The sequence below is a fragment of the Methylobacterium fujisawaense genome (genome assembly GCF_039619325.1).
Lineage (GTDB): Bacteria > Pseudomonadota > Alphaproteobacteria > Rhizobiales > Beijerinckiaceae > Methylobacterium > Methylobacterium fujisawaense.
Genome location: NZ_CP155000.1, coordinates 3,085,311 through 3,109,719 on the forward strand (window position 1 = coordinate 3,085,311; position 24,409 = coordinate 3,109,719).

General features: G+C 70.6%; 21 protein-coding genes. 13 read left to right on the top strand and 8 right to left on the bottom strand.

Going from position 1 to position 24,409, the window contains the following annotated elements; translation table 11 throughout:
* Positions 1-191 precede the first annotated feature (191 nt).
* Positions 192-1,424 (bottom strand): methyl-accepting chemotaxis protein, encoded by a 1,233-nt coding sequence (locus ABC766_RS14690; RefSeq protein WP_345822535.1) that lies wholly within the window; start codon positions 1,422-1,424, stop codon positions 192-194.
* Positions 1,425-1,427: 3 nt separating this feature from the next.
* Here ABC766_RS14690 and ABC766_RS14695 point away from each other — a divergent pair, with 3 nt between their 5' ends.
* The 3 genes from ABC766_RS14695 (at position 1,428) to ABC766_RS14705 (ending at position 2,430) form a co-directional block, all read left to right on the top strand.
* Entirely contained in the window at positions 1,428-1,574 is a 147-nt protein-coding gene (locus ABC766_RS14695; RefSeq protein ID WP_158498479.1) for a hypothetical protein, read from the top strand.
* Between the two features lie 173 nt (positions 1,575-1,747).
* Entirely contained in the window at positions 1,748-2,029 is a 282-nt protein-coding gene (locus ABC766_RS14700) for an STAS domain-containing protein (RefSeq protein WP_043389130.1), read from the top strand.
* Between the two features lie 35 nt (positions 2,030-2,064).
* A complete protein-coding gene (locus ABC766_RS14705) occupies positions 2,065-2,430 on the top strand; it encodes a response regulator (RefSeq protein WP_043389132.1) in 366 nt (121 codons plus the stop codon).
* 97 nt (positions 2,431-2,527) lie between these two features.
* Here ABC766_RS14705 and ABC766_RS14710 read toward each other — a convergent pair whose 3' ends face one another.
* Together ABC766_RS14710 and ABC766_RS14715 are read right to left on the bottom strand one after the other, a co-directional pair.
* The gene (locus ABC766_RS14710; RefSeq protein WP_345822536.1) at positions 2,528-3,667 is read right to left on the bottom strand and encodes a hypothetical protein; all 1,140 of its coding nucleotides are present in this window, start codon (positions 3,665-3,667) and stop codon (positions 2,528-2,530) included.
* A gap of 23 nt (positions 3,668-3,690) precedes the next feature.
* Complete coding sequence (locus ABC766_RS14715) at positions 3,691-4,647, bottom strand: antibiotic biosynthesis monooxygenase (RefSeq protein WP_043760000.1); 957 nt, start codon at positions 4,645-4,647, stop codon at positions 3,691-3,693.
* 1,052 nt (positions 4,648-5,699) lie between these two features.
* Between ABC766_RS14715 and ABC766_RS14720 the strand changes: the two genes are divergently transcribed.
* A complete protein-coding gene (locus tag ABC766_RS14720; protein WP_345822537.1) occupies positions 5,700-6,182 on the top strand; it encodes a nucleoside deaminase in 483 nt (160 codons plus the stop codon).
* 86 nt (positions 6,183-6,268) lie between these two features.
* Positions 6,269-7,681 carry an FAD-binding oxidoreductase gene (locus ABC766_RS14725; protein WP_345822538.1) on the top strand — a complete coding sequence of 471 codons (1,413 nt, stop codon included), beginning with the start codon at positions 6,269-6,271 and terminating at the stop codon, positions 7,679-7,681.
* A gap of 60 nt (positions 7,682-7,741) precedes the next feature.
* On the opposite strand, the gene ABC766_RS14730 is transcribed toward ABC766_RS14725, so the two are convergent.
* Positions 7,742-9,439: a dihydroxy-acid dehydratase gene (locus ABC766_RS14730; protein WP_043389141.1), complete on the bottom strand. Its 1,698-nt coding sequence runs from the start codon at positions 9,437-9,439 to the stop codon at positions 7,742-7,744.
* 370 nt (positions 9,440-9,809) lie between these two features.
* Positions 9,810-10,793, bottom strand: coding sequence for a LacI family DNA-binding transcriptional regulator (locus ABC766_RS14735; RefSeq protein WP_043389142.1), 984 nt, complete (start codon positions 10,791-10,793; stop codon positions 9,810-9,812).
* Positions 10,794-10,979: 186 nt separating this feature from the next.
* On the opposite strand from ABC766_RS14735, the gene ptsP reads away from it, so the two are divergent.
* The 6 genes from ptsP to ABC766_RS14765 all read left to right on the top strand — a co-directional run bounded on the left by ptsP (position 10,980) and on the right by ABC766_RS14765 (position 20,037).
* Positions 10,980-13,532 (top strand): phosphoenolpyruvate--protein phosphotransferase, encoded by a 2,553-nt coding sequence (gene ptsP, locus ABC766_RS14740; RefSeq protein ID WP_345822539.1) that lies wholly within the window; start codon positions 10,980-10,982, stop codon positions 13,530-13,532.
* Positions 13,529-14,479: a 1-phosphofructokinase gene (gene pfkB, locus ABC766_RS14745; RefSeq protein WP_342144383.1), complete on the top strand. Its 951-nt coding sequence runs from the start codon at positions 13,529-13,531 to the stop codon at positions 14,477-14,479. Before ptsP ends, pfkB begins: the two co-directional genes overlap by 4 nt.
* Before the next feature lie 58 nt (positions 14,480-14,537).
* Positions 14,538-16,289 (top strand): fructose-specific PTS transporter subunit EIIC, encoded by a 1,752-nt coding sequence (locus ABC766_RS14750; RefSeq protein ID WP_345822541.1) that lies wholly within the window; start codon positions 14,538-14,540, stop codon positions 16,287-16,289.
* A gap of 67 nt (positions 16,290-16,356) precedes the next feature.
* Positions 16,357-17,844, top strand: coding sequence for a carbohydrate porin (locus tag ABC766_RS14755; RefSeq protein ID WP_345822542.1), 1,488 nt, complete (start codon positions 16,357-16,359; stop codon positions 17,842-17,844).
* 493 nt (positions 17,845-18,337) lie between these two features.
* Positions 18,338-19,687, top strand: coding sequence for an AraC family transcriptional regulator (locus ABC766_RS14760; protein ID WP_345822543.1), 1,350 nt, complete (start codon positions 18,338-18,340; stop codon positions 19,685-19,687).
* A complete protein-coding gene (locus ABC766_RS14765) occupies positions 19,684-20,037 on the top strand; it encodes a GCG_CRPN prefix-to-repeats domain-containing protein (RefSeq protein ID WP_236961854.1) in 354 nt (117 codons plus the stop codon). The genes ABC766_RS14760 and ABC766_RS14765 overlap by 4 nt, the downstream gene beginning before the upstream one ends.
* Positions 20,038-20,119: 82 nt before the next feature.
* Here the strand turns inward: ABC766_RS14765 and ABC766_RS14770 are convergent, their stop codons facing one another.
* Positions 20,120-20,545 (bottom strand): hypothetical protein, encoded by a 426-nt coding sequence (locus tag ABC766_RS14770; protein ID WP_345822546.1) that lies wholly within the window; start codon positions 20,543-20,545, stop codon positions 20,120-20,122.
* A 114-nt stretch (positions 20,546-20,659) separates the two neighbouring features.
* A complete protein-coding gene (locus tag ABC766_RS14775; protein WP_345822547.1) occupies positions 20,660-21,145 on the bottom strand; it encodes a hypothetical protein in 486 nt (161 codons plus the stop codon).
* A gap of 480 nt (positions 21,146-21,625) precedes the next feature.
* On the opposite strand from ABC766_RS14775, the gene ABC766_RS14780 reads away from it, so the two are divergent.
* The gene (locus ABC766_RS14780) at positions 21,626-22,150 is read left to right on the top strand and encodes a DUF892 family protein (RefSeq protein ID WP_345822764.1); all 525 of its coding nucleotides are present in this window, start codon (positions 21,626-21,628) and stop codon (positions 22,148-22,150) included.
* 156 nt (positions 22,151-22,306) lie between these two features.
* Positions 22,307-22,894, top strand: a complete 588-nt coding sequence (locus ABC766_RS14785) for a hypothetical protein (RefSeq protein ID WP_345822548.1) — start codon at positions 22,307-22,309, stop codon at positions 22,892-22,894.
* A 69-nt stretch (positions 22,895-22,963) separates the two neighbouring features.
* Here ABC766_RS14785 and ABC766_RS14790 read toward each other — a convergent pair whose 3' ends face one another.
* Positions 22,964-24,370, bottom strand: a complete 1,407-nt coding sequence (locus ABC766_RS14790) for a TAXI family TRAP transporter solute-binding subunit (protein ID WP_345822549.1) — start codon at positions 24,368-24,370, stop codon at positions 22,964-22,966.
* Positions 24,371-24,409 lie beyond the last annotated feature (39 nt).

Genomic DNA, 24,409 nt, shown 5'->3' on the forward strand with positions numbered 1-24,409 from the left:
CGGCACGGGCTCTCGTCGTGCATCCCATGCGGATGCGGGCCGCGGCCCTGCTGGGTGCGGCCGGCGGAGAGACGGGGATGAGACGTGGGGCCGGTCGCGGCAGATCCGGCGCCGAAGCCCCGGCCGCGGCGCAACCGCCGACCGGGCCGGACCGGATTGCCCGCGGACCGCGCCTGGCGGCGCGCTCGGGTTCAGAACAGGTCGATGCCGTCCAGATCGTCGGCGGCCGGGCGCTGCGCGGCCGGGGCGACCCCGAGCAGTCGCTCCGTCAGGCGCGCCCGGACCTCGCCGAGGGTGCAGCGCGCGATCGCCGCCTCGATCCAGGCCGGGTCGGCGCCGGAATCCGGCACCGCGCCGTCGCCCGCGCTCGCGCCGGAGAGACGGCCGAGTTCCGCACCGGCCGCGCGCAGCAGGCCTTCGACGTTCTCGATGCGCTGCTTGGCCCGGTCCTGGAACTGCATCGCCACGATCGCCGCCGACACGTCCTCGGTGATGGCCTGCGTCGTCTCGGCGGTCTGGCGCAGGACGCCGGCGACCTGGGCGTTCTGCTCGACGAGGGCCCGCATCACCATGCGGACGCGCAGCTCGGCGGTGCGGCTCTCCTCGGACATGTCGATCGCCGCGATGTCGCCCAGCAGGGCGTGGCTGCTGCGCAGGTCGGCCGCCATGGTGCCGATCTGCTGCTTGATCACGTCCGACAGGGCGTTGATGGTCGTGGCGAGGCCGCGCACCTCGTCGGCGACCACCGCGAAGGCCGCGCCGCTGCTGCCGGCCCGGGCGGCCTCGATCTTGGCGTTCAGGGCAAGCAGGTTGGTCTGGCGGTTGATCTTCTCGATCTCCGCCACGCTGCCCTCGACCGACGACAGGCCGTCGAGCGCCCCCGCCAGCCCCTGCGCGAGGGTCGTCCCGCGGGAGGACATCAGCGTGATCCGCGCGATCAGCGCGGCGAGCGTCTCGCCGAGGCCGGCGGCGACATCTCCGAGGTCCAGGGTCTTGTCGTCGATCCGTACGGTCTGAACCGAGGCGACGAGGCCGCGCACGATCTCCGACTGCTCGCAGGTCGAGGCCGCGATGTTCTGAAAGCGGTTGGACAGGCCGTGGACATTCGCCTCCACATCCGCGGAGACGATCCCGAGCTCGGCGATGAGGGCGTCCAGGAGCCCCCGCTGCTGCGCCGAGAGGCCGAGCCAGGCCTGGAGCAGATCGGCCGACCGCGTGGCGGCCGCCGGGTCGGCCGGGATCTCGATCTGCGGCGCCGGCGACGTATCGGCGGCGGGGGATGCCATCGTCTCGGGACGATCCGGCGGCGCGAGCGCGGAGCCGGACACCGCGCCGGGCACTGCGCCGGATCCGCGCCGTCCGTCGGCCCGCCGGAAGCGGGCCGGGACCTGCCTGAGAATGTCGTGGGCAGCTTGGAAGGACATCAGATGTCGGATCTCTCGGCGTCGACCGTCGCGCGCCGGTCAAGCCGCAAACCGATGGACGGCGTCGGCCCGACGGTAAGGATCGCCGTTAAAGAAAGCGTTATCACCGGCAATGAAGCGCAAGAGCGAGACAACAGATTTCTGTATTGACGCTTGAATTCCGTTCCATGCTGAATCGAATTCCAGCTGTGCAGCGTCCGGCGGCGGCGGCAACAGCGGTGGATTGGTCTGCCGTCGGTCAGAAAGAATTTACCCGCCGCGGTGTTGTCTCCGCCGGAGAGGCGCAGCGGCGCCCAATCCTGTCGTCGAGGGCCTGAACCCGCATGTCCGAGGCTTCCGTCCTCACGCTCGAATCCGACTGCACCATCCGGACGGTCCGGTCGCTGCAGGGCGCTTTGGCGGCGGCCCTCGCCGGCGCGACGCGCCTCACCCTGGACTGCGCGGCGGTCGAGCGCGCGGACATCACCTTCGTCCAGATCGTGCTCGCGGCGGACAAGGCGGCACAGCGTCAAGCCACGGAGATCGCGCTGGCCAATGTGCCGCCGGCGGTCAGCGGCGCGTTCCAACGCGCTGCGATCGCCCTCCCCGGCCAGGCACTCCGCTAGGCCCACGCTTCAGGCACAAGAACGGAATCCTTGTCATGGCCACTGTCCTCGCCGTCGACGACTCGCCCAGCATCCGGCAGATGATCAAGGTCGTCCTCGGCCCGGCCGGCCACACGGTGATCGAGGCCGGCGATGGCGCCGAAGGCTTGGCGAAAGCCAAGAGCGCCAGCCTCAACCTCGTCATCACGGATCTCAACATGCCGGTGATGAACGGGCTGGAGATGATCAAGCAATTGCGAACGTTGCCCGCCTGCACGGGCGTTCCGATCCTCTTCCTGAGCACGGAATCGGACGAGGGTATCAAGCAGCAGGCGAAGGCGGCCGGGGCGACCGGCTGGATCACCAAGCCGTTCAAGCCCGAGCAGCTGCTGGCCGTCGTGTCCAAGCTGGTGCGCGCCTGAGGGCGCGGGGCCGGTCCCGGCGGCGCGGCCTTCCGGGACGCCGGCCCCGAGACGTCGGCGCCATCCCCCGCACCGCGAGCGGGGACGCGCGTCGCCGTCACTTCAGGTGGTAGGCGACCCCCGCGATCAGCGCCTTTTCCTCGGTGTTGATGGTGCGCCGCGGGTCGGCGCCGAACTTGTTGCGCCAATACTGGAACCCGGCGAAGACCTCGACCCGGTTGGGGGTCCCGGCGAGCAACTGCCCGACATCCAGGACAAGGTTCGTCTGTGAGGCGAACTCCAATTGCGTGTCGTTCTGGTTGATCGTGCCGTAGCGCCCCTTGGGCAGGATGATCGTGTTGAAGCCGGCCAGGGACAGCGGCAGCCCAGTGAACGGCAGCGGGATCGTGTAGGTGATCTCGAATTCCGGGGTCAACTTGAACTCGACACTGCGGAAGTGCGAGTAATCGAAGCCCGGCACGGCGCCATTCCCGGGGATGCCCGGCGTGGGCCCGTTCCCCGCAAAGCCGTTGCGGGAGAAGTCCTTGTAGCCCTGGACCTTCAGGTTCACGAACCCGGCCGGCACGTCGAAGGCGAAGCTGAGGCCGAAGGTGCCGGCCCGCTTCTCGGCGTCGAAATACGTGTCCTTGGTGTTGATGTCGGCCCCGAACGACAGGCCGACATCCTTGACGAAGCCCGGAATCGCGAAGGTCTCGGTATCGAAGATCTTGTTGAGGCTCAGGACGCCGCGATAGATCAGGTAGATTTCGGTCGCGCCGTAATCCTTGAACGGGCGCCGCTTGTCGCCCGCAGGATCCTGGGAGCCGGATGTGAGGATGTCGAGGGAGATGAGGTTGGTGCCGTAAGCCCATGAGTCGGCGTGAAACACGTTGACGACGTTCTTCGGCACCTCGCGCGGGGCGAACCCACCCTGCGCCGTGCCGTCGGGACGCCGCACGAAGAGCCCGGGCTCCGCCGACGGCCCCTGGAAGCGGTAGCTCACCACCGTGTCGGAGAAGCCGAGGTACGAGGGCGGCGGCGCCGCCATCACGGTGGCGGCCGCCACGGAAATTCCGGCCTCCTGGCGCTCCGCGCGGGCCGGAGCCCGCGCCCCGGGAACGCGCGTGCCGCCTGCCGCCCCGGCGACCTCCGGAGCCGGGGACGTGGCCGAATCCGGCGAAGGCTCGGCCCGGGCCGGCCCGACCGGCCCGGATCCGCAGGCCAGGATCAGCAGACCCGCCGCGGAGAACGGCCTCATCCGGGATAGCAACCGGAGCCCGGTCAAGACAGCTTCCAGAAGGCAAGGATCATGATCGCGTAGGCGGCGATCAGCAGCGCGGCGCCCTGAAGGTTGGCCCGGGCCCGCCGCCCCGGAGCCGGCGACAGCCACCAGCCCAGCCGCCGGGCCGTCCAGGGCACCATCTGCGCGGTGAGGAGCACGCTGAACACGTTGCCGATGAACAGGGCGACCGGGAAATCCAGCTTCAGCATCCCGGAGAGGATCGGTGTGCCGACCAGGACCCCCCACAGGAACACGGTGGGGTAGAGCGTCAGCACGACGATCATGTTCATCTTCCACGCCGCGGGCGCCGGGCCTCCGGCCGGGGCGACGGTGCGGAACCATTGCTCGAAGCCGCTCTGCACCGTCCGCGTGTGGAATTCCGCGGTCAGCGGCGCCGCTTCGGCGACGAGGGCCCGCCGCTCGGGCGAGTCCATCCAGGTTTGCAGGTTCGCCTCGCCGTCGAAGCGCAGGATCGCGACGTAATCCTCCTGCACCCCCGGCACGGCCGGCTCGAACCGGTAGCCCTGCATGCCGGGCGCCTTCGACTGGGCGGCGGCGATCTTCTGCTCCCACTTGAGGTAGGCGGCCTCCAGGCCGGGCTTCACGCGGGTGCTGATCACCGCGCTGACCGGCGACGTGCGGGCTGCACTGGCATCGTCCTTGACGATATGGACGTCGTCGCGGCCCACGAGCATGGGCGTGGCGCCCTCGATCCGGGCCTGCCGCTCGGGCGAGGCCAGCCACGCCCGCGCCTGCTCCAGGCCGCTGAAGCGCTGCAGGATGACCCAATCCACCTGCAGCGGCGGCCGCGGCGGGATGAGCTGCTGCTCGATGAAGCCCGGAAAGGTCGCCACGACGGCATGGGTGTCGGACTGCCATCGGGCGAAGGCGTCGGCGCTCTCCGGCCGGATGGTCGTCTGCGTCACGATGGTGACGGACGTCGAGGCACCGCTCATGAACCGACGCACTTCCGTTGCACGACGCCCTGCCCTCGCCCGCTCGTGCGAAGCGGGGTGCGGCCCTCGGCGCTAAACCGAGCCACACCGCCGGGCGGATCGAAGCATCGGTTCGGGGACCATCACACCGCGACCGCGGCAGACTTGAAGAAGCCCGCCGCCCCACGAAAGACGAGGAGGAACAGCCGAAGATTGGTCTCGCATCGCATAGCCGCCGTTCCGCCGGCGGCGTCGCTCTGCATGCCCCCATCAGCAAGCCGACACCAGTTAAAGTCAAGGCCTTGGCAGAAAAGGCCAATGTAAATATTGTAAATATAATATAATACAGGTATAGATCGTTCTGCGAATCAAAACATCGAAAGGATAGTTATATCTCGGGGACGCAGCCAGAATCGCCGGACTTTTTCCAGCGCGCCGGCGCCTCGCGTGCCGCAGGTCTGGGACGGAGCGACAACAAAAAGGCGGCGCGCTGGCCAAACGGACGAGGCGGAGGCGGAAATATTTTTTCTTGTTCCTGCGTCTCAGACCGAGCGCCATCCGACTTCGCAAACTCCGCGGCGCGACTGCAACGCCTCGGATCTGCTGCAGGAACCGCGACCCCGGCGAATCTGATCGTCTATGCTTCAGATATTTATTGCATTCGTGAATATTTACAATTCAATTGCGGCGGATGTCTTGACGGCGTTGACGCGTCTCCCGGTGCCATGTCTAGTCAGATCGTCGTCGGATCATGACCATCCGGTATTGGCGAACGGACATGCGCTTCACGGGACGCACGGCCTTGGCGGGACGACCTGATCTGCGAGAACCATCGCGGCGGATGCGGGCGCGGCTCGATCCCGCCCCCCCCCCGCAACCTGCGCCGTTTCATCGACCCACGAGACCATCTGTCCCGAACCGAAGGCGATGCCGGCCTCCGAGGCAGGATTCTTGATCATACGGCGCCAAGTTCAAATCCGTCGATCGACGATCATACCCCCGGACATCGACAAGAACATCGCCGCAGATCATAGTTGCACTTGGCCCGAAAACATGCCGATACAGAGGATTCGATGACCGAAAAACACGAACAGTTCATGGCCCGCGCGATCGCGCTGTCGGAGAAGACGTCGCTGGTCGACAGTGCCGGCGGCGTGTTCGGCTGCGTGATCGTCCAAGACGGTGAGATCATCGCGGAGGGCGCCAATCGCGTCGTCGCCGAGAACGATCCGACGTGGCACGGGGAGATCGAGGCCATCCGCAAGGCCTGCAAGTCGCAGGGTACCTTCAAGCTGCGGGACGCGACGCTCTATACCAGTGCCGAGCCCTGCCCGATGTGCATGGCGGCCGCGTATTGGGCCGGGATCAAAAATGTCTACTATGCGGCTCAGGTCGAGGACGCGCTCGAATACGGCGGCTTCGACGACAGCATGATCTACGCCGAGCTCAAGAAGGATGTCGGGGAGCGCTCGATCCCGACCCAGCAGATCATGCGCGAAGAAGCCGTGGAGGTGTGGAAGAAATACGCCCAGAAGGCGGACTGCGTCCCCTATTGAGGGTCGGGCCGGGCGACCGCCCGCAACCTTGAACCCGCTCGGGCAGATCGGTCCGGGCGGGTTCCTTGCTCGTGCAGGGCTTGGCCATGAATGCTCAGGATCTGAGGACGCTCTGCAAGGGTCCCGTCATCGACGCGGGCGATGCGCAGTTCCGGGACGCCCTTCATGGGAATCTGTGGAACCGGCTGATCCCGGACCGGGCGCCGCGCATGATCGTGAAGGTGGCCGACGAGGACGACATCATCGCCACCGTGAAGTTCGCCCGCGCGCATGGCCTCAAGGTGGTCGTCCGCGGCGGCGGCCACAATTGGTGCCAGCCGACGCTGCGCAACGGCGGCATCCTGATCGACCTCGAACGCCTCAACAGGATCCTCTCGATCGATGTCGAGCATCGCAGGGCGGTCATCCAGCCCATCCTCAGCAATCGCGAGATCCAGACGGCGCTCAACGCCCACGGGCTCGCCTTTCCGACCGGCCATTGTCCGCAGGTCAAGGCCAGCGGCTACTTCCTCGGTGGCGGCATGGCCTGGAACCCCACGGTCTGGGGATACGGCACCGAGAGCCTGGAGGCGATCGAACTCGTCACGGCCGAGGGCACGCTGATCCGGGCGAGCGAGTCCGAGAACGCGGATTTCTTCTGGGCCGCACGCGGCGCAGGCTCGGGTTTCTTCGGCATCGTCACGAAATACGTTCTGAAACTTCACCCGCTGCCGAGGGCGATTCATGGCAGTCAGTCCTTCTATCGGCTCGCGGATGCCCCGGCTGTCGGCACCTGGCTGGGGCAGGCCGCACCGGCGATCTCGCCCAGCGTCGAGCTGACCCTGTTCCTCGTCCAGGCCCCGCCCGCGCTGGCGGACAGGGCGGCCGGCAGCAACGGCTGGGTCTGCATGGTCACCGCGACCGCCTTCGAGGACGATCCGGAAGCGGCCCGGCGCGCCTTGCAGCCGCTGGACGATGCGCCGGTCGAGCCACTGTCGCGTTCCCGGGTCACGCCCCTCGATTTCGAGCAGCTCTTCGATGCCTCCGGCGCGCTTTTCCCGGAGGGCGTGCGATCCAGAGTCGAAGCCACCTATTCCGACCACTGCCCCGGCGCGGTGATGGCGGCCATCCTGCCGGCCTGGCAGCGGGCCCCCTCGGCGATCTCGGTGTTCCTGACGACGATCTTCTGCGGGCCCCATGTTCCGGGACCGCAACGGGACATGGCGCGCTCGATCACCTCCAAGATCTATGGCGGCCCCTGGACGATGTGGCACGATGCGGATGCCGACGCCGTCAATGCCGAATGGCATCGGGCGGTGACCGCCGTCTTGAAACCGTTCAACGTCGGATACTACATCGGCGAGACCAACACGGTCGAACAGCCCGAGATCGTCGCCCAGGCCTTCACGCCCGAGAAGTGGCGGAGGCTGTGCGACCTGCGCGACAGGTACGATCCGGACCGCGTCTTCTTCGATTATTTCGACGGCCTCACCGCCGAGCCGAGTCGAGAGGTCGGATAGGATCGGACGTCGCGACGGTCGACCCGACGACGCAGGCCGGCCGCGCGATCGGACGAGGCCCTAGGCGTCGACCTTCGTCAGGAAGTCGAAGTCGCAGCCGTGCGGGGCCTGCGTGACGGTGCGGCGGTAGAGGGCCTTGTAGCCCCGGGCCGGGGCCGGCGGCGGCCGGTGGTCAGCGAGCCTGCGGGCGATCTCGTCGGCCTCGACCAGCAGGTCGACCCGCCTGTCCCGGATCGAGAGGCGGATCCGGTCGCCGTCGCGCACCGCCGCCAGCGGTCCGCCCACCGCCGCCTCGGGCGCCACGTGCAGGACGATCGAGCCGAACGCCGTACCGGACATCCGGGCGTCGGAGATCCGCACCATGTCCGTCACCCCCGCCCGGGCGAGCTTCTTCGGGATCGGCAGGTACCCGGCCTCCGGCATGCCGGCGGCGTGGGGACCGGCGTTCTGCAGCACGAGGATATCGCCCGGCTCGACGTCGAGGTCGGGATCGTCGATGCGGGCGGAGAGATCCTCCAGGCCGGTGAACACCACCGCCCGACCCTCGGATTCGAACAGCGCCGGGGTCGCGGCCGCGCGCTTGAAGATCGCTCCGTCCGGGGCGAGGCTGCCCGACAGGGCGACCAACCCGCCCACGGCCGAGACCGGCTCGGCGAAGGGGCGGATCACCGTGCGGTCGACCCAGCCGGCGGGCTCGTCCAGGCGCTCGGCGAGGGTGCGGCCCTCCACATCGACGGTGTCGAGGTGCAGGAGCGGCCGCAGCTCGCGCAACAGCGCCCCCATGCCACCGGCGGCGTGGAAATCCTCCATGTACCCCTGACCCACGGGCTTGAGATCGACCAGAACCGGGGTCTCGTCCGAGATCTGGTTGAAGCGCTCGGGGGAGACCCGGATGCCGAGCCGCCCGGCGATCGCCGTGAGATGCACGATGGCGTTGGTCGAGCCCGAGACCGCCATCAGCACCCGGATCGCGTTCTCCACCGACTTCTCGGTGATGACCTGGGAGGGCCGGATCTTCGTCTCGATGAGACGCACGGCGGCCCGGCCGGTCTCCTCGGCGGCCACCAGCCGGTCGGAATGCACCGCGGGGATCGCCGCGGTGCCGGGCAGCGACAGGCCCAGCGCCTCGGCGATGCACGCCATGGTCGAGGCCGTGCCCATCACCGCGCAGGTGCCCTGCGTGACCGAGAGCCGTCCCTCGACTTCGGCGATCTCCTCCGCATCGACGGTGCCGGCCCGGTACTTGGCCCAGAAGCCCCGGCAATCCGTGCAGGCGCCGAGCCTCTGCCCGCGGTGGCGCCCGGTGGACATCGGCCCGGTGACGAGCTGGATCGCCGGCAGGTCGGCGGAAGCCGCCCCCATGAGCTGGGCCGGCACGGTCTTGTCGCAGCCGCCGATCAGCACGACCGCGTCCATGGGCTGGGCCCCGATCATCTCCTCGGTGTCCATGGCCATCAGGTTGCGATACATCATGCTGGTCGGATTGAGGAAAACCTCGCCGAGCGACACGGTGGGGAAGGGCCGCGGCAGGGCCCCGGCCGCCAGCACGCCGCGGGAAACCGCCTCCACCAGCTCGGGCATGCCCCGGTGGCAATTGTTGAAGCCCGACGGCGTCATCGCGATGCCGACCACCGGCTTGTTCAGGAGTCCGACCGAGATACCCATGGAGCGGGCGAAGGACCGGCGCAGGTAGCGCGCGAAGTCGCGGTCGCCGTAATTGGTCAAGCCGCGATCGAGGCCGTGCGGTTCGTCGGTCATCGTCGGATCCTGTTTCGAAGGCGCGGATGTCTGCGGTGTCGTCCCGAGCCTCGGGCACCCTGTCGGTCATGCCCTTCGCGACCGGAGACCGTGCCGGCCGTCGGAGCCTTCGCGCAGCCGATCCGGCCGGGCGCGGCCCGGCATCCGGAGATGCGCGCCGAAGCCTTCGGCAGGTGGACCGGGACCGCTCGTCCGGACCGGGCCCGGCGGGAGGCTACCGCATGGCGTTTGCCCTGGGTAGCCGGAAGACCCGCTTCGGGCGCTGCCCGGCGCGGACCGCCGACCCAACGCCCCGCGCGGCCGGAACCGGTGGCGTGTTCCGCCCGGCAGACAACCCGATCCGCTGCGCCGCGCGCGCATAGGCAGACCGTCACCGTGTCCCAGTCGAACCGCGCGGGACGAGACAGCCGCTGAGGACCACGCGCCGGACCGGCTGATCCGGCCTCTCGATCCGCTCGAACAACAGGCGCATCGCCTGGGTGCCGATCTCGGCGACCGGTTGCTCGATCACGGTGAGGCCCGGTTCGGCGAGTTCGGTCCACGGCTCGTTGTCGAAGCCGGCGAGCGCGAGATCCCGCGGGAGCGCGAGATTCAGGGCACGGGCCGCCCGCACGGCCCCCATCAGGATGAGCCCGTTCGAGACCACGAGCGCCTCCGGCCTGTCGGGCTCCTGGAACCAGCGCGTGGCCTCCGCCATCGCCGCGGCCGCGTTCGGGGGCACGCTGCGGATCTGCGGCGCCAAGCCGTGCCGCCCCATCGCCTCCAGATAGCCGGCACGGCGCTCCTGCGCGGTCGAACTCGTCGAGCCGAACAGGCCGCCGATCCGCCCGTAGCCCTGGGCCGCCAGATGATCGACGAGGGTCGCGCAGGCCGCCACGTTGTCGAGGACGACGCTGTCGTAGGCCCCCGGCGGTCCGGCCCGGTCGATCAGCACCACCGGGAAATCGAACCGGCGCGCGCCGAGCCCCCCGGTCGTGGCCACGGTCGGCGCGAAGATCACGCCGGTGACCCGCTCCTCCTCCATCAGGCGCAGGTACATCGCCTCGCGGGCGGGGTCCTCGTCGGTGTTGCAGAGGATGACCCGCATGTCCGCGCCGAAGGCCGCATCCTCCACGGCCCGGCTCACCGCCGTGAAGAACGGGTTGCGGATGTCGGCGACGATCAGGCCGATGGTCCGGGCCGATTGCGAGCGCAGCCGCCGCGCGGAGAGATTGGGCCGGTAGCCCGTGGCGCGCACGGCCGCCTCGACCTGCTCGCGGAGAGCCTCGCTCACGGGGCCGCGGCCGAGGGCCCGCGACACGGTCGCCGTCGAGACGCCCGCCGCACGGGCGACGTCGCGGATTCCCACCTTCATCGCCGCATCATCCGGGAAACGTTTCCAGCGGTGTTACACCGTCAATGCCACCGCGCGAACCGTATCGCAACCGTGAGGCGATCGGGCGCCCCGGGCCTTGTTGACAGGTAAAGTGAAAACGTTTTCACTGCCATCAACGAGCAGGTGGCCGACGAGCCGTCGCTCGCGATGGGAGGAGAGCACGCCATGCTCGCACCGACACCGACATTCGCGCCGCGCATCCTGGTGCGCATTGCGGCCGCACCGGCCAGCAAGGAGGCGGCGATCCGCGAGGCGGCGCAGCTCCTGACGGCGGCGGGCTGCATCGACGGGGCCTATGGCGAGAGCATGCTGCGCCGGGAGGGGGTAGCGAACACCTATCTCGGCCACGGCGTCGTCATCCCGCACGGCATGGTCGAGGACCGCCACCTCGTCCGCCACAGCGGCCTCGCCGTCCTGCAGGTGCCCGCGGGCGTCCTTTGGACCGACGGGCAGGCGGCCCATCTCGTGGTGGCCATCGCGGCGCAGTCCGACACCCACATCACGGTCCTGCGCCGGCTGACGCGCCTGATCCAGGACGAGGCGCGGCTGGAACAGCTGCGCACCACCGCGCACGAGCGCGACATCGCCGACGCCCTGTCCGAGGACGCGATCCCGGGCGCGTCGGGCCCGGCCACGGACCTGCGCCAGCGGTTCGACTGGACCGTCGACTATCCCGCCGGCCTGCACGCCCGGCCCGCGGCGCACTGGGTCGCGGTGGCAAAATCCTGCTCGGCGCGCATCCAGGTCCGGCACGCGGCCCAGGTCGCCGATGCCAAGAGCCTGATCGGCCTGCTCCAGCTCGGCCTGCGCTGCGGCGACCCGGTGACGATCTCCGCCGAGGGGGACGACGAGGCCGGCGCCCTGGCGCGGATCTGCGCGGCGGTCACGGGCTTGAGCGCCGGCGAGAAGGCGGCGGCGCAGCGCGCCGCGGAGGCGGCCGGTCCCGTCGCCGGCTGGAACCCCGCGGACGCGCCGCGGATCCTGGCGGGGATCGGCGCCAGCCCCGGCCTCAGCATCGGGCCGATCCACGTCCTCGCCAGCGCCGACGTGACCGTTCCCGACGCGCCCGAGCCCCTGACGAGCGGCGCCGACCGCCTTCACCACGCGCTCGCCGCGACGGCCGATCAGCTCAAGGCCCTCGCCGACGACACCGAGCGGCGCCTCGGCAAGGCCGATGCCGGGATCTTCCGGGCCCAGGCCGAGATGATCGCCGACACGGATCTGATCACCCGCGCCTGCCAGCTCATGGTCGAGGGTCACGGCGTCGCCTATGCCTGGGACCAAGCCGTGGACCGCCTCGCCGGAGAACTCGCCGCCCTCGGCAACCCGGTCCTCGCCGGACGCGCCGCGGATCTGCGCGACGTCGGCCGCCGGGTGCTGGCGCAGATCGATCCGACCTTGAAAGGCCGCCACGACCTGCCCGACCGGCCCTGCATCCTGATCGCCCCCGACCTCGCGCCCTCCGACACGGCGGGCCTGGACCCCACCCGCGTGATCGGCCTCGCTACGGCCCAGGGCGGCCCGACCTCGCACACGGCGATCCTGGCCCGGACGCTGGGCATCCCCGCCCTGGTGGCCGGCGGCCCCGGGCTGCTGCCGCTCGCCGGCGGCACGATGGCGATCCTCGACGGGACCACCGGCCGCCTCTACCTCGATCCGAGCCCGGCCGACCGCGCCTCGGCCGAGGCGTGGCGCGACGGGCAGCGCCGGCAGGCCGAGGCCGAGGCGCGCGAGCGGGCGCTGCCGGCCCGCACCCGCGACGGCCACGCGGTCGCGATCGGCGCCAATGTCAACAACGCCGATCAGGTCCCCTTCGCCCTCGACCAGGGCGCCGAGGGCGTCGGCCTGATGCGCACCGAATTCCTGTTCCTGGAGCGCGGCGACACCCCCTCCGAGGACGACCAATACGCCGCCTACGCGGGCATGCTGAAGGCCCTCGACGGCCGCCCGCTGATCGTACGCACCCTCGACATCGGCGGCGACAAGCAGGTCGCACATCTGCAGCTGCCCCGGGAGGAGAATCCGTTCCTCGGCGTGCGCGGCGCCCGGCTGCTGCTGCGTCGGCCGGACCTGCTGGAGCCGCAGCTCCGCGCCCTCTACCGGGCCGCCCGGGACCATGTCGGTTCCGCCGCCCCGACCGGCCCGCACGCGCCGCTCTCGATCATGATGCCGATGATCACCTCGGTCCCCGAAATCCTGCGGCTGCGCGCGATCGCCGAGGGGATCCGCGCCGAGATCGGCGCCCCCTCCGTGCAACTTGGCATCATGATCGAGGTGCCGGCCGCGGCGATCCAGGCCGACGTGCTCGCCCGCCACTGCGACTTCTTCTCGATCGGCACGAACGACCTGACGCAGTACGCCCTGGCCATCGACCGCCAGAACACGGACCTCGCGCCCGAGGCGGATTCCCTGCATCCGGCGGTGCTGCGGCTGATCCACATGACCTGCGCGGGCGCCGCACGCCACAAGCGCTTCGTGGGCGTCTGCGGCGGGATCGCGGGCGACCCGTTCGGCGCCTGCCTGCTGGCGGGGCTCGGCGTCCACGAATTGTCGATGACGCCGCGCGACCTGCCGGGCGTCAAGGCGCGGCTGCGCGGCGCCGACATGAGCGCGCTCCGGGCACTCGCGAGCCTGGCCTGCGAGCAGGATGATGCGGCCGCGGTCCGCGCCCTCGATCGCGCCCCCGGTCCCGCGCAGGCCGCGGAGGTCGCCGCGTGAGCCCGATCGTCACCCTCACGCTCAACCCGGCCATCGACCAGACCGTCATCCTCGACGCCCTGGAGCCCGGTACGGTCCACCGGGCGCAGGCGGTCCGGTCCCATGCCGGCGGCAAGGGCGTCAACGTCGCCTGCTGCCTGGCCGATTGGGGCCTGCCGGTGACCGCCACCGGGATCCTGGGCACCGACAACGCCGCCCCCTTCACCCAGGTGTTCGCCGAGAAGGGCATCGCCGACCGCTTCGTGCGGATCCCCGGCGAGACCCGGACCAACCTGAAGCTCCTCGACCGGCGGACCGGCGACACGACCGACATCAACCTGCCGGGGCTCGCCGTCACGGCCGACGCTCTCGGCGCGGCCCGGGCCGCGCTCCTCGATCATGCGGCCGGCGATGCCTGGATCGTGCTGGCCGGGAGCCTGCCCGGGGCGCTGCCGCTGGAGACCTACGCGGAGCTCGCGGCGCGCCTGAAGGCCCGGGGGGCCCGGGTGGTCGTCGACGCTTCGGGCCCGCCGCTGGCGGCCGCCCTCGCGGCCGGCCCGGAGGCGCTTCCCTTCGCGGTGAAGCCGAACCGCCAGGAGCTGGAGGAATGGGCCGGCCGGGCGCTGCCGACGCCCGCCGACGTGCATTCGGCGGCCCGTCGCCTGCACGGCCTCGGCATACCGGTGGTGGTGGTGTCCCTCGGCGCCGAGGGCGCCCTGTTCCTGACGCGGGCCGGCGCCGTGCAGGCGCAGCCCCCCGCCATTGCCGTGGCGAGCACGGTCGGGGCGGGTGATGCCCTCGTGGCGGGCCTCGTGGCGGCGCTCGAAGCCGGGCTCGACCCCGACGGGACCGCCCGACTGGCCGTCGCCTTCGCGGCCGGGAAGCTGACCCAGGCGGGCGCGAGCCTGCCGCCCCGCGCCACCGTGCAGGCGCTGATGCAGGCGGTCCGCACGCGGACGCTCGCCTGACGCGCACCGCGCCACCCGGCCGACCCGCGCGACGGAACCACAAAGCAGGGAGGAAACCATGGCACAGTTGCTGGCGGTGGTCGGAGGCGGAGACCTCCCCACCCACGCCGTTCTCGCCCTCGAGGCGCTCCGCAAGGCGGCCGGCCGGCGCAACCAGCCGATCCTCCTGGAACTGCGCGGCGCCCCCGGCGCAAACCCGCTGCCGGAGGCGGCCATCCGCGAGGCCGGCGCGGTGCTGCTCGTGGGCTCGGGCGACCTCGGCGAAGGCCGCTTCGGCGCGCTCCGCCGGGCGCGGGCCGCGATCGCGGATGTGCTGACCGACGTCAACGGCGTCCTCGACCGGGCGCTCTCGGGCGCCGAGGCCGCCCCCGGCGCCAGAGCCGCGGCGGGGACCAAGCGGATCGTCGCGATCACCTCCTGTCCCACCGGGATCGCGCATACCTTCATGGCCGCCGAAGGCCTCCAGGCGGCGGCCGAGGCCCTGGGCCACACGATCCGCGTGGAGACCCAAGGCTCGGTCGGCGCCCGCGACACCCTGACCGCCGCGGAGATCGCCGCCGCCGACATCGTGCTGATCGCCGCCGACACCGGCATCGACCGGGCGCGGTTCGCCGGCAAGCGGGTCTACGCCACCAACACCAAGGCGGCGATCCGCGACGGCCAGGGGCTGATCGGCACCGCGCTGGCCGAGGCGCAGAGGCAGGCGGCCGGCGGCGCGGCCGGCGGCGCGGTCGATGCCGGGGTCGATGCCGGGGTCGACGCCGCGGCCGAGGCACGGCCGGAGGCGGCCGAGCGGAGGGCGGGCGCCTACAAGCACCTGATGACCGGCGTCTCCTTCATGCTGCCCTTCGTGGTGGCGGGCGGCCTGCTCATCGCCCTGGCCTTCGCGGTCGGCGGAATCGACGCCATGGCGCCGGACCACGCGGGAACCCTGGGCTACGCCCTCGGGCAGATCGGCGCCAAGGCGGCCTTCGCGCTGATCGTCCCGGCGCTCGCCGGCTACATCGCCTACTCGATCGCCGACCGGCCCGGGATCGCCCCCGGCATGATCGGCGGCATGCTGGCGGCCAATCTCCAGGCCGGCTTCCTCGGCGGCATCGCGGCCGGGTTCATCGCCGGCTACACCGCCCGCTTCCTCAACACGCATATCCGGCTGCCCAGGAACCTCGAGGGCCTGAAGCCGGTCCTGATCCTGCCGCTCCTCGCCACCACGATCACCGGCCTCCTGATGATCTACGTGGTCGGCGTGCCGGTCGCGGCGGTGCTGTCGGCGCTCACGACCTGGCTCAAGGGCATGCAGGGGGCGAGCGCCCTGGTGCTCGGGCTCGTCCTCGGCGGCATGATGGCGCTCGACATGGGCGGCCCGATCAACAAGGCCGCCTACGCCTCGGCGGCGGCCCTGCTCTCCTCCGGCGTCGACGCGCCCATGGCGGCGGTGATGCTCGGCGGGATGACCCCGCCGCTGGGCCTCGCCTTGGCGACCCGCCTGTTCCCGGCCCGGTTCACGCAAGCCGAGCGCGAGGCCGGCGGCGCCGCCGCCGTGCTGGGGGCGGCCTTCATCACCGAGGGGGCGATCCCCTTCGCGGCGGCCGACCCCCTCCGGGTGATCCCGTCTCTGGTCGCGGGGTCCGCGGTGGCGGGCGCCCTGGCGCTCACCCTCGGCGTGACCCTGAAGGTGCCGCATGGCGGCCTGTTCGTCCTGCCGATCCCGAACGCCGTCACGAACCTGCCGGGTGCCGTCCTGGCGCTCGCCGCCGGCACCCTGGTCACCGCGCTCACGGTGGGCCTCATCAAGAAGCGCCCGGGCTGAGGCCCCGATCCGGAGCCCGGCGCACGACCTTGCCCGGACACCACAGAGCGTCACGGGGGGATCCGTCATGAAGGGTTTGGCGATGCGCGCCGCGCTCGCGCTCGCGTTGGGCTTGGCGCTGCCGCAGCCCGGATGGAGCCAGGAGGCGGGGGCCCGCCGCGCCGTGCCGGCCACGGCCGTCGGCCCGGCGCTGCGGCGCCGGGCCAGCCGCCCGCCGCCGCGATCGGACGGCCCGGGCTCCGACGGGGCCGACAGCGCGGCCGGCGCCGCCGACACGCTCGGGCAGACCGCGACGCCGCCGACCCTGCCGCCCGGCACCCTGGATCTCGGCAACGGCCTCAGTCTCCTGGCCAATTACACCGGGCAAGGGGCGATCAACCCGGTCGGCGGCCTCCGGCAGGGCGCGGCTTATGCCGGCCAGCTCGTCCTCGGCATCGACGGCGACCTGCAGCGCCTCGCCGGGATCGAGGGCGGCGCATTCCACGTGGCGGTGACGAACCGACACGGACGCAGCCTGTCGAACGATGTCATCGGCAACAACACCAGCGTGCAGGAGATCTACGGCGGCGGCCAGACCACCCGGCTGACGCTGCTCTCCTACCAGCAGAAGCTGTTCGACAATCGCCTCGACGTCGAGGTCGGCCGCTTGGTCGCCAATATCAGCTTCCTGAACTCGCCGTTCTATTGCAACTTCCAGTCTAATTCTACCTGCGGCAACCCGACCTTCGTGTTCAAGACCTCGAACTTCACCTTCTGGCCGGTCTCCAGCTGGGGGGCGCATGCCAGGGCGTGGCTCACCGACACGACGTTTTTCCATGTCGGCGCCTACGAGGCGAACCCGCGGCATCAGCAGCCGGGCGACAACGGCCTCGACTTCTCGCTCGAGGGCGCGACGGGCGCCATCGTGCCGTTCGAACTCGGCTACACGACCACCGTCGCCAACGACGTGCTGCCCCGCAATTACGGGATCGGCGGCTGGTACGACGCCTCGGATTACGCCGATCCGGTGCGCGACGTGACCGGGCGGCCCGCGGTGCTCACCGGCCTGCCGGCGATGACCCGGTTCGGCCGCTCGGGTGTCTACGCCCGGTTCGACCAGATGGTGTGGCGGCCGGATCCGAAGGCGATCCAGGGCCTGACGCTGTTCGGCGTCGCGATGGCCGGCACCTCGGGCCGGCTCGTCGAGGACCACTTCCTGGAGATCGGCGCCCTGCAGACCGGCACCTTCGCGGGCCGGCCGTTCGACACGGTCGGCTTCGTCATCAACACGCAGGCCTTCAGCCGGCTCGCCCTGTCCAACATCGCCCTGGCGCAGGGCACGCTCGGCCTGTTCCGCAAGATCCCGACGCAGCAGGTGATGATGGAGCTGAACTACGGCATCCAGGTCAATCCGGCGATCCGGCTGACGCCGAACCTGCAATACATCGTCGGTCCGGACCAGACCCGGTTCCCATTCTACCGCAAGACCATCCCCGACGCCTTCGTGGTCGGCGCCAAGCTGTCGATCGATCTGTTCACCCTGGCGGGGCTCGCGCGCGGACCCGGCAGCCGGTGACCGCCGGTCGGGTGTCCCGGTCGGCCCAGCATCGCGCAGGCCGGCGGCGTCTGGGCCCGGCAGGTTCTTCGGCGCGCGCATGTCGATCCCGCGGGCCGCGATGTCGGTGTTCCAGGCCGGATAGGGCTGCATTAAGCCCATCGCCTTGTCCGTCGTCCCGCCGGTGAGCGCGATGGCCTGCGGGCCGAGGCGCGGCTGCGGGTGGAGGCGCGGCGCCGGGCCGGCATCGCCCCGCGCGAGGCCGCCCGCCGTTCCCGGTCCGTCACCCGGATCTCGCTGGCTTGTTCTCCGGAGAGGGCGGGATCCAGGCCTTCCCCGCCGGCGTGCACCACGCCTCGCCGTGCTCGAGATGGCCGAAGCGGCAGATGCCGACGCGCGATAGGGAAAACGCCGATCGGCCCCCTATGCCCGGACAAAACCCTTCATGAATACTGCATTTTAGTTGCATATTCAAAACATGTCACAGATTTTTGGACAATATTGATCCAGCGCAATGCCGCCGGGAGGGCAAGATTTTGAATTGACCCCGATTTGGAGAAATGGGATTTGTGCAATGAACAGTCGCCTCGCTCTCGCGCGCGAAGACTCTTGTGACAGTCTCGAATTCTTCCACCCATCGGATGCGGATCTTTCCCCCGCTGTTGAAACCGTTCATGGCGGCGTCGCGAGCGCGACCCGTGCCGCTCTCCGGGAACTCGGCGCCGATCCCGTCCACATCCTGCGCGAGGCCGGTTGCGATCGCTGGGCGTCCGGAGACGATGCCAGCCCGATCTCGAACGCCGCGCTCGGCCGCGTGCTCCAGTTGGGGGCGAACCGCACGCGGTGCGGCCATCTCGGCCTGCTGGTGGGGCAGCGCATTGGCCTCGCCACACTCGGGCCCAGCAACATCCTGATCCGGAACGCGGCGACCATCGGCGACGCCCTCCATGTGCTGGAGACCCGGCCCTGGGCCTGGACGTGCGGCTCGGCGGTCCGACTCTTCGTCGAGGCCGACGTGGCGCTGCTTCATTACTTTCCCTACGAGACCGGCGCGACAGCGGTCGGCCTGCAGGCGGAGGGGGCGCTCGCCACCGTCGTCAATATCGTGCGCGCCCTGTGCGGAGCCCGCTGGTCCCCGTCGGAGCTTCTGCTGCCGCGGACACCGCCGGAGCAGACCGATCCCTATTGGCACTTCTTCCGCGCGCCCGTCAGGTTCGATCAGGAATGGGCGGCCCTCGCCTTTCCGGCGCGCCTTCTGGAGCAGCCGGTCCCGGGCGCAGATCGGACGGCACACCGGATCGCCGAAGGCCGCATCCGACAGGTCGGGGCGGCAGCTCCGCTCCCGATGTCGGACCGGTTGCGGCGGCTGCTCCGCGCGGAGTTCATCCAGGATCCGTGGTCCGGCCAAGCCGTCGCGCGCCATCTGGCGGTGCATCGGCGCACCCTCAGCCGCCGCCTGAGGGCCGAAGGCACGAGCTTCCGGTCGGTGGCCACCCAGATGCGGTTCGAGACGGCGCAGCAGCTCCTGGCCGATACCAACATGACGTTGGCGCAGATCTCGGCCTGTCTGGGCTTTTCCGAAGCCGCCGCCTTCACGCACGCGTTCAGACGCTGGTCCGGTACGACGCCCAGCATCTGGAGGCGTGGGAGCCGGCCTCCGGATGCGGCAGCCGATCCGGGGCCGCCCGATCCCGTACCCCTTCCTGAATGGACGGATCGGGCCGGCCTTTCAGGCCGCCCTTGGGCGCCAAGGGCGCGATCGCCGGACGACCGCTTTCCCATGGACGGCAGACAGCATTGGTCAATCGAGCACAAGAATCCGGATTGCATGGCATCACCCGGCGAATTCAGGAGATCCCGATGAAAGCGACACGGACAATCTCGCTCGCAGCCCTCACCCTGGCTGCCATGCTGGGCCTGCCTCCCATCGGCTCGGGCGGACTCGGCATTGCGGCCGCGCAGGCCGCCGGCGGCTGTGGGCCCGGATTTCATCGGGGCCCCTACGGCGCCTGCCGACCGAACGTCTCCGGCGCACCGGGCTACTACGGGCCCCGGGGTGGCGGCGTATACGGATACCGCGGCGGCGCCCGCTACGGATACCGGGGCGGTGCCGTCTATCGGGGTGCGCGGGTGTATCGGGGGGGCCGCGTATACGGGGGCCGCGCCGTCTACGGACGGCGCGTCGGCGGGTTCCGGGGCGGCTTCCGCCGCTGACCGCGCCGGCCAGACTTAACCGCGCCGGCCGGACTTGGCTGCCCCGCAGCCTTGTCCGGCCGACGCAACCGGAGGTCGTGCCCTAATAGGCGCGGTAGACGGGCCGATGGACGCGAGCCGGAGGAACGTCGTAGCGCACGGAGGCCGGAATCCGCATGGCCACCGGGGCATTGGGGTCGAACGGCAGAATTGCGGCCCCGGCTGCGATGAAGCCCGCCAGGGCGCGGATATCGTCCGGCTGCCGCAGATCGCGCGCGATCCGGTCCGTCTCCCACTGAAGCCGCAGATTGCAGGCCCGTGACGGCAATCCGCCGACGGGGGTGCAGGCGTCATGATGCGCACAGGCGGCATCGAGCGCATCGACGGGCGGCAACGGGGCATTGCTGCCGAGGCCACAATAGTTGCCGTGAATGAGCGCCGCAGGCTGCTGCAAGCCGGACGGCTGCGCCAGGGCGGGTGCGCTCAGGCAGGCGGCGAGGAGGAGCGGGGCGACGATTCGGGAGGTCATGGCTTGGTCCGAACCCATTCTGGGGCCACTCTGCCGGGGCGGGCCGCCGGCTCGGGCCGGATGATCGGGGGTTAGGGGTCGGGGCCTGCCGGCCTCGACCCTCTCGCAGCAGGATCAATACGGGCGGCAGACGCCCGCATAGGCATCGTAATAGGCGTAGGGTCCGCAGCGGCCGTAGGTGGCACCGTATCCGGTGGCGGCGGCAGCGCCCACGGCAGCCGCGCCCAGGCCGTAGCCATAGGGACGGACGCCGTAGCGGCCATATCCGTATCCGTAACGGCCAACCCCGCCGTATCGACCGACCGCCCCATAGCGGCCGACCGCACCGTAGCGGCCGACCGCGCCGTAGCGGCCGACCGCGCCGTAGCGGCCGACTGCGCCGTAACGACCGACCGCGCCGTAGCGGCCGACCGCGCCGTAGCGGCCGCGATAGCCCACCCCCCCGCGATAGCCGCCGACCCGGACGCCCTGGACGCCGCCGGCGCGAAAACCACCGCCGCGGAAGCCTCCCCGGCCGCCGTAGAAGCCACGCGCTTCGGCCACCATGCCGCTCATGATCAGGGCAGCACAGGCCACCGACGCAATCCGCAGAGTTCTCATGGATGGTCTCCGTTCAGGAGAACGACCTGCCGAGGGGCGCCGGACGCGAAGCCCTGCGGCCCCTCGGACGCGTCTCGGCCGTACCGTACGCTAAGCTGCCGACGCCGCTTGATCCGCGGGGACTCGCGTACCGGTGAACCGGCGCAGCCGCGTTGCGCCGCTCGGACCGCAGCGTTCCATCCTGCACGTCGCTTCCGTCCGGCGCCCAGGCGGCCCGAAGCCGTTGTCAATCGCGCCGGCGGCCGGTGTCTTCCCCGATCAAGCATGGGATCGCCGCGACTGCATAATGGGTCCTCCGCTTCGGTGCGGTGAGGCGAGGCAGGGAACTGACCTTGCGTGCCCGGTCAGGGTGCGACCGACCGGGCTTCACGGCGGTCGGCGCGTTCCGCACATCCCGGCGATCGGAAGAACGCTGACTCCGGTCTGCTCAAAGACGCGCGAAGCGGTCTCGGCATTCGAGAGATGCCTCGGTTGATCACGATGCAGCGTGAGGAGATGACCATGCCAATCAAGTCACCGAAGGAGCTTTTCGTGCGCATGTTGAGCGATGCGCGGCATCACGCGGAGCGCGCGACGAAGATTTACGAGGAGCTGGGCCAAGCCACACAGGATCCGGCCATCCAAGAGGCGCTCCAGGCGCGCGCCTTCATCCAAGAGAAGACGGTCAAGTCGCTCGATCGCTGCTTTCAGCTGATCGGCGAGAAACCGATTGCCTCCAACGGTCGGCTTCAAGAAGTCTTCCTCGAAGACTTCCGGCGCGAGCTCGCCGAGATCCAGGCCCCGGCCGCCAAGGCCCTGTTCATCCTGATCAAGGCCAATCACCTGATGCATCTGCGCATCGCCGAGTATGTCGCCCTCGTCGCCATGGCCGATGTGAGCGGTCACTTCGGGGTCGGCGTCCTGCTGGAGAGCTGCCTGGCGGACAAGATGGCCTTCACCGAGCGGACCCGCCGCCTGATCCGGCGGACGATCGAGAGCAAGCATGCCGTCAAGCTCGCGGCCTGACCCGCGGCCTGTCAGACCCCGGACCGGGCAGCCCGGTCCCGGGGCTTCGGGCGCGCATGCGGAACCGGCCCATGGTCCACGCGCCCGGCGCGCGGACCATGGGCGCACGGGAGCCGCGGAGAACGAGCCATGCCCCCTGTCACGTCTCGAGAGGCGATGGCGGCTGCCCCTGCCCCGCGGGAGCTGCCGGATGCCGACGGGCGCGCAAAGTCCCGATCCCTGGGAGGTCGGGCCGCCGTCGAAGCGAAGCGCTACCTGGCCTTCGCGATCTACCTGATCGTCGTTTTCGGTACCCTGATCCTGTTCAGCATCAACATCTACGCACGGGTCGATCAGGATATCCCGCACTATCCGAGCTATCACTTCTATGCGCTCGGGCTGATCAACGCCCTGGTCCTGGCCAAGTTCATGCTGATCGCCGAGGCGGCGAAGCTCGGATCCCTCCGTCTCGGCCGGCGCATCACGCGCGGCCCCCTCGTCTACGGGATCCTGTATCGCTCCCTTCTGTTCACCGCCGTCCTGGTGGCGGTCTACGGACTCGAAGAGGTGCTGGTGGGGGCCTGGCACGGGAAGGCGCCGGGCACCGTTCTTCCGGAGATGGCCGGCGGCCCGCGGGGCGTGCTCACTTTCGCCTGGGTGATGTTCGTGGCGCTGCTCCCGTATTTCGCCTACCGGGAGATCGGCCGCGTGCTGGGCGGCGGTCGCCTGCGCGTCCTGCTCCTCCGCACGCCGGCGGCGCGCTAGCGCGCCTTCACGGCTTCGGTCGCTCGATCGGCGGCCGCAGCCGGCCCGAGCCCCCGCCCCGGCCCACCGTCAATGGGCGACCACGAGCGTCGGCGCGGACGGGAGCGCCGTCTCGGGGCCGAGGCTTGCGCGCCGGCGGTCGAGGGCGTCGCGCGCATGGGCCAGGGCCGTCGCGAAGGCCGACAGGCAGTCGGTGCTGACGGCCCCGGTCGTGCAGCCCAGCATCGCCGTGACGATCGCCCGAAATTCGCCCTCCAGGGCGGCGAGCTCCGCACGGTCGGCGCCGGGCGCCGCGTCGGCGATCTCGACCAGGCGCCGGACCGGGCGCCATTCCGCCTCCGATCGGCGCCGGGCCCAGCCCGCCGAGGCGGCGGCGAGGAGCGATCCGGCGAGGCTGATCACCACGCCGCCGAGATAGAGATATTGCTGGGCTTGGTCGAAGAAGCTCTGGTCCCCGTTGCTGAGATAGGCGGCGACCCCCGGATGGACAGGCAGGATCGGGCTCTTGTCGTCCGGATCGGGCGCCTCGATCTGCGCGGCGAGCGGCGTCACGGCCGTGAGCTTGGCCTTTGTGGTCAGGATCGACCGGGCGATGGCGGCCGCGACGACGTTGGGCATCAGCTCCGAGGCGGCGAACCGATAGGTGACCGCCAGCGTCGTGACCGACTCGCTGGGCGTGGCGGGATGCGCCCGGAACGCCCCCACGGGCACGTCGATCGCCTCGAAGCCGGGGAACCGCTTGCCGATCGCCTCCGCCTCGTCGAGCGCGAGGATGCCCGGCGTGCCCTTCGTGGCGCGCACGACGGCGGCGACCCCATCGACGATCTCGCCCGGCGCCATGGGACCGACCGCCAGGATGGCCGCCACCTTCTTCTGCCGGACGGCCTGGGCCAGCGCGTCGATCGGAAGAATGGCCCTGCCGACATCCTTGGCGGGGATGTTGAAGTAGCTCAGCACCATGTCGAGGACACGCGTGTTGGTGTCTTGCAGCGGCCCGGCCACGAGGCCGACGGTCTTGCCCGCCAGGTTGGCGACCGAGGTGACAGGGCTGTGCGGGGGCACGATCAAGGCGACCACGTCCCGGCGCAGGATGACGATGGTCTGTGCGTTGGCGGGTGCCCCCGCGTCGCTGCGCACGATGGCGAGATCGGTCCGGCGCTCCTCCAGAGCCTTGGCGCTCCCCGCGAGGTCGTCGACCCGCACGAGGTCGAGATTGACGCGGGGATGCTGCACCCGGGAGACGGACACGAAGGCTGTGATGAACCGCTCGGCCGTGCTGCCGGGGGGGCCGAGCGTGATGCGCAGGTTGGCGTGCGGCGACCAGACATGTGCAAGCGCGAACGCGCCGGCGGCCACGAGCAGGATGGCGACGGCCACGAGCGCCCGGCTCCACCGCCGGGGCGGCTTGGCGCGGTGCCGCGGGCTTTCCGATCCCGTCCGGTCGGGATCGACAGCGACAGGCTTGGCATCCTGCATCGTGACCTCACACCGGGATTTCGGACCGGGGGCGTGTCG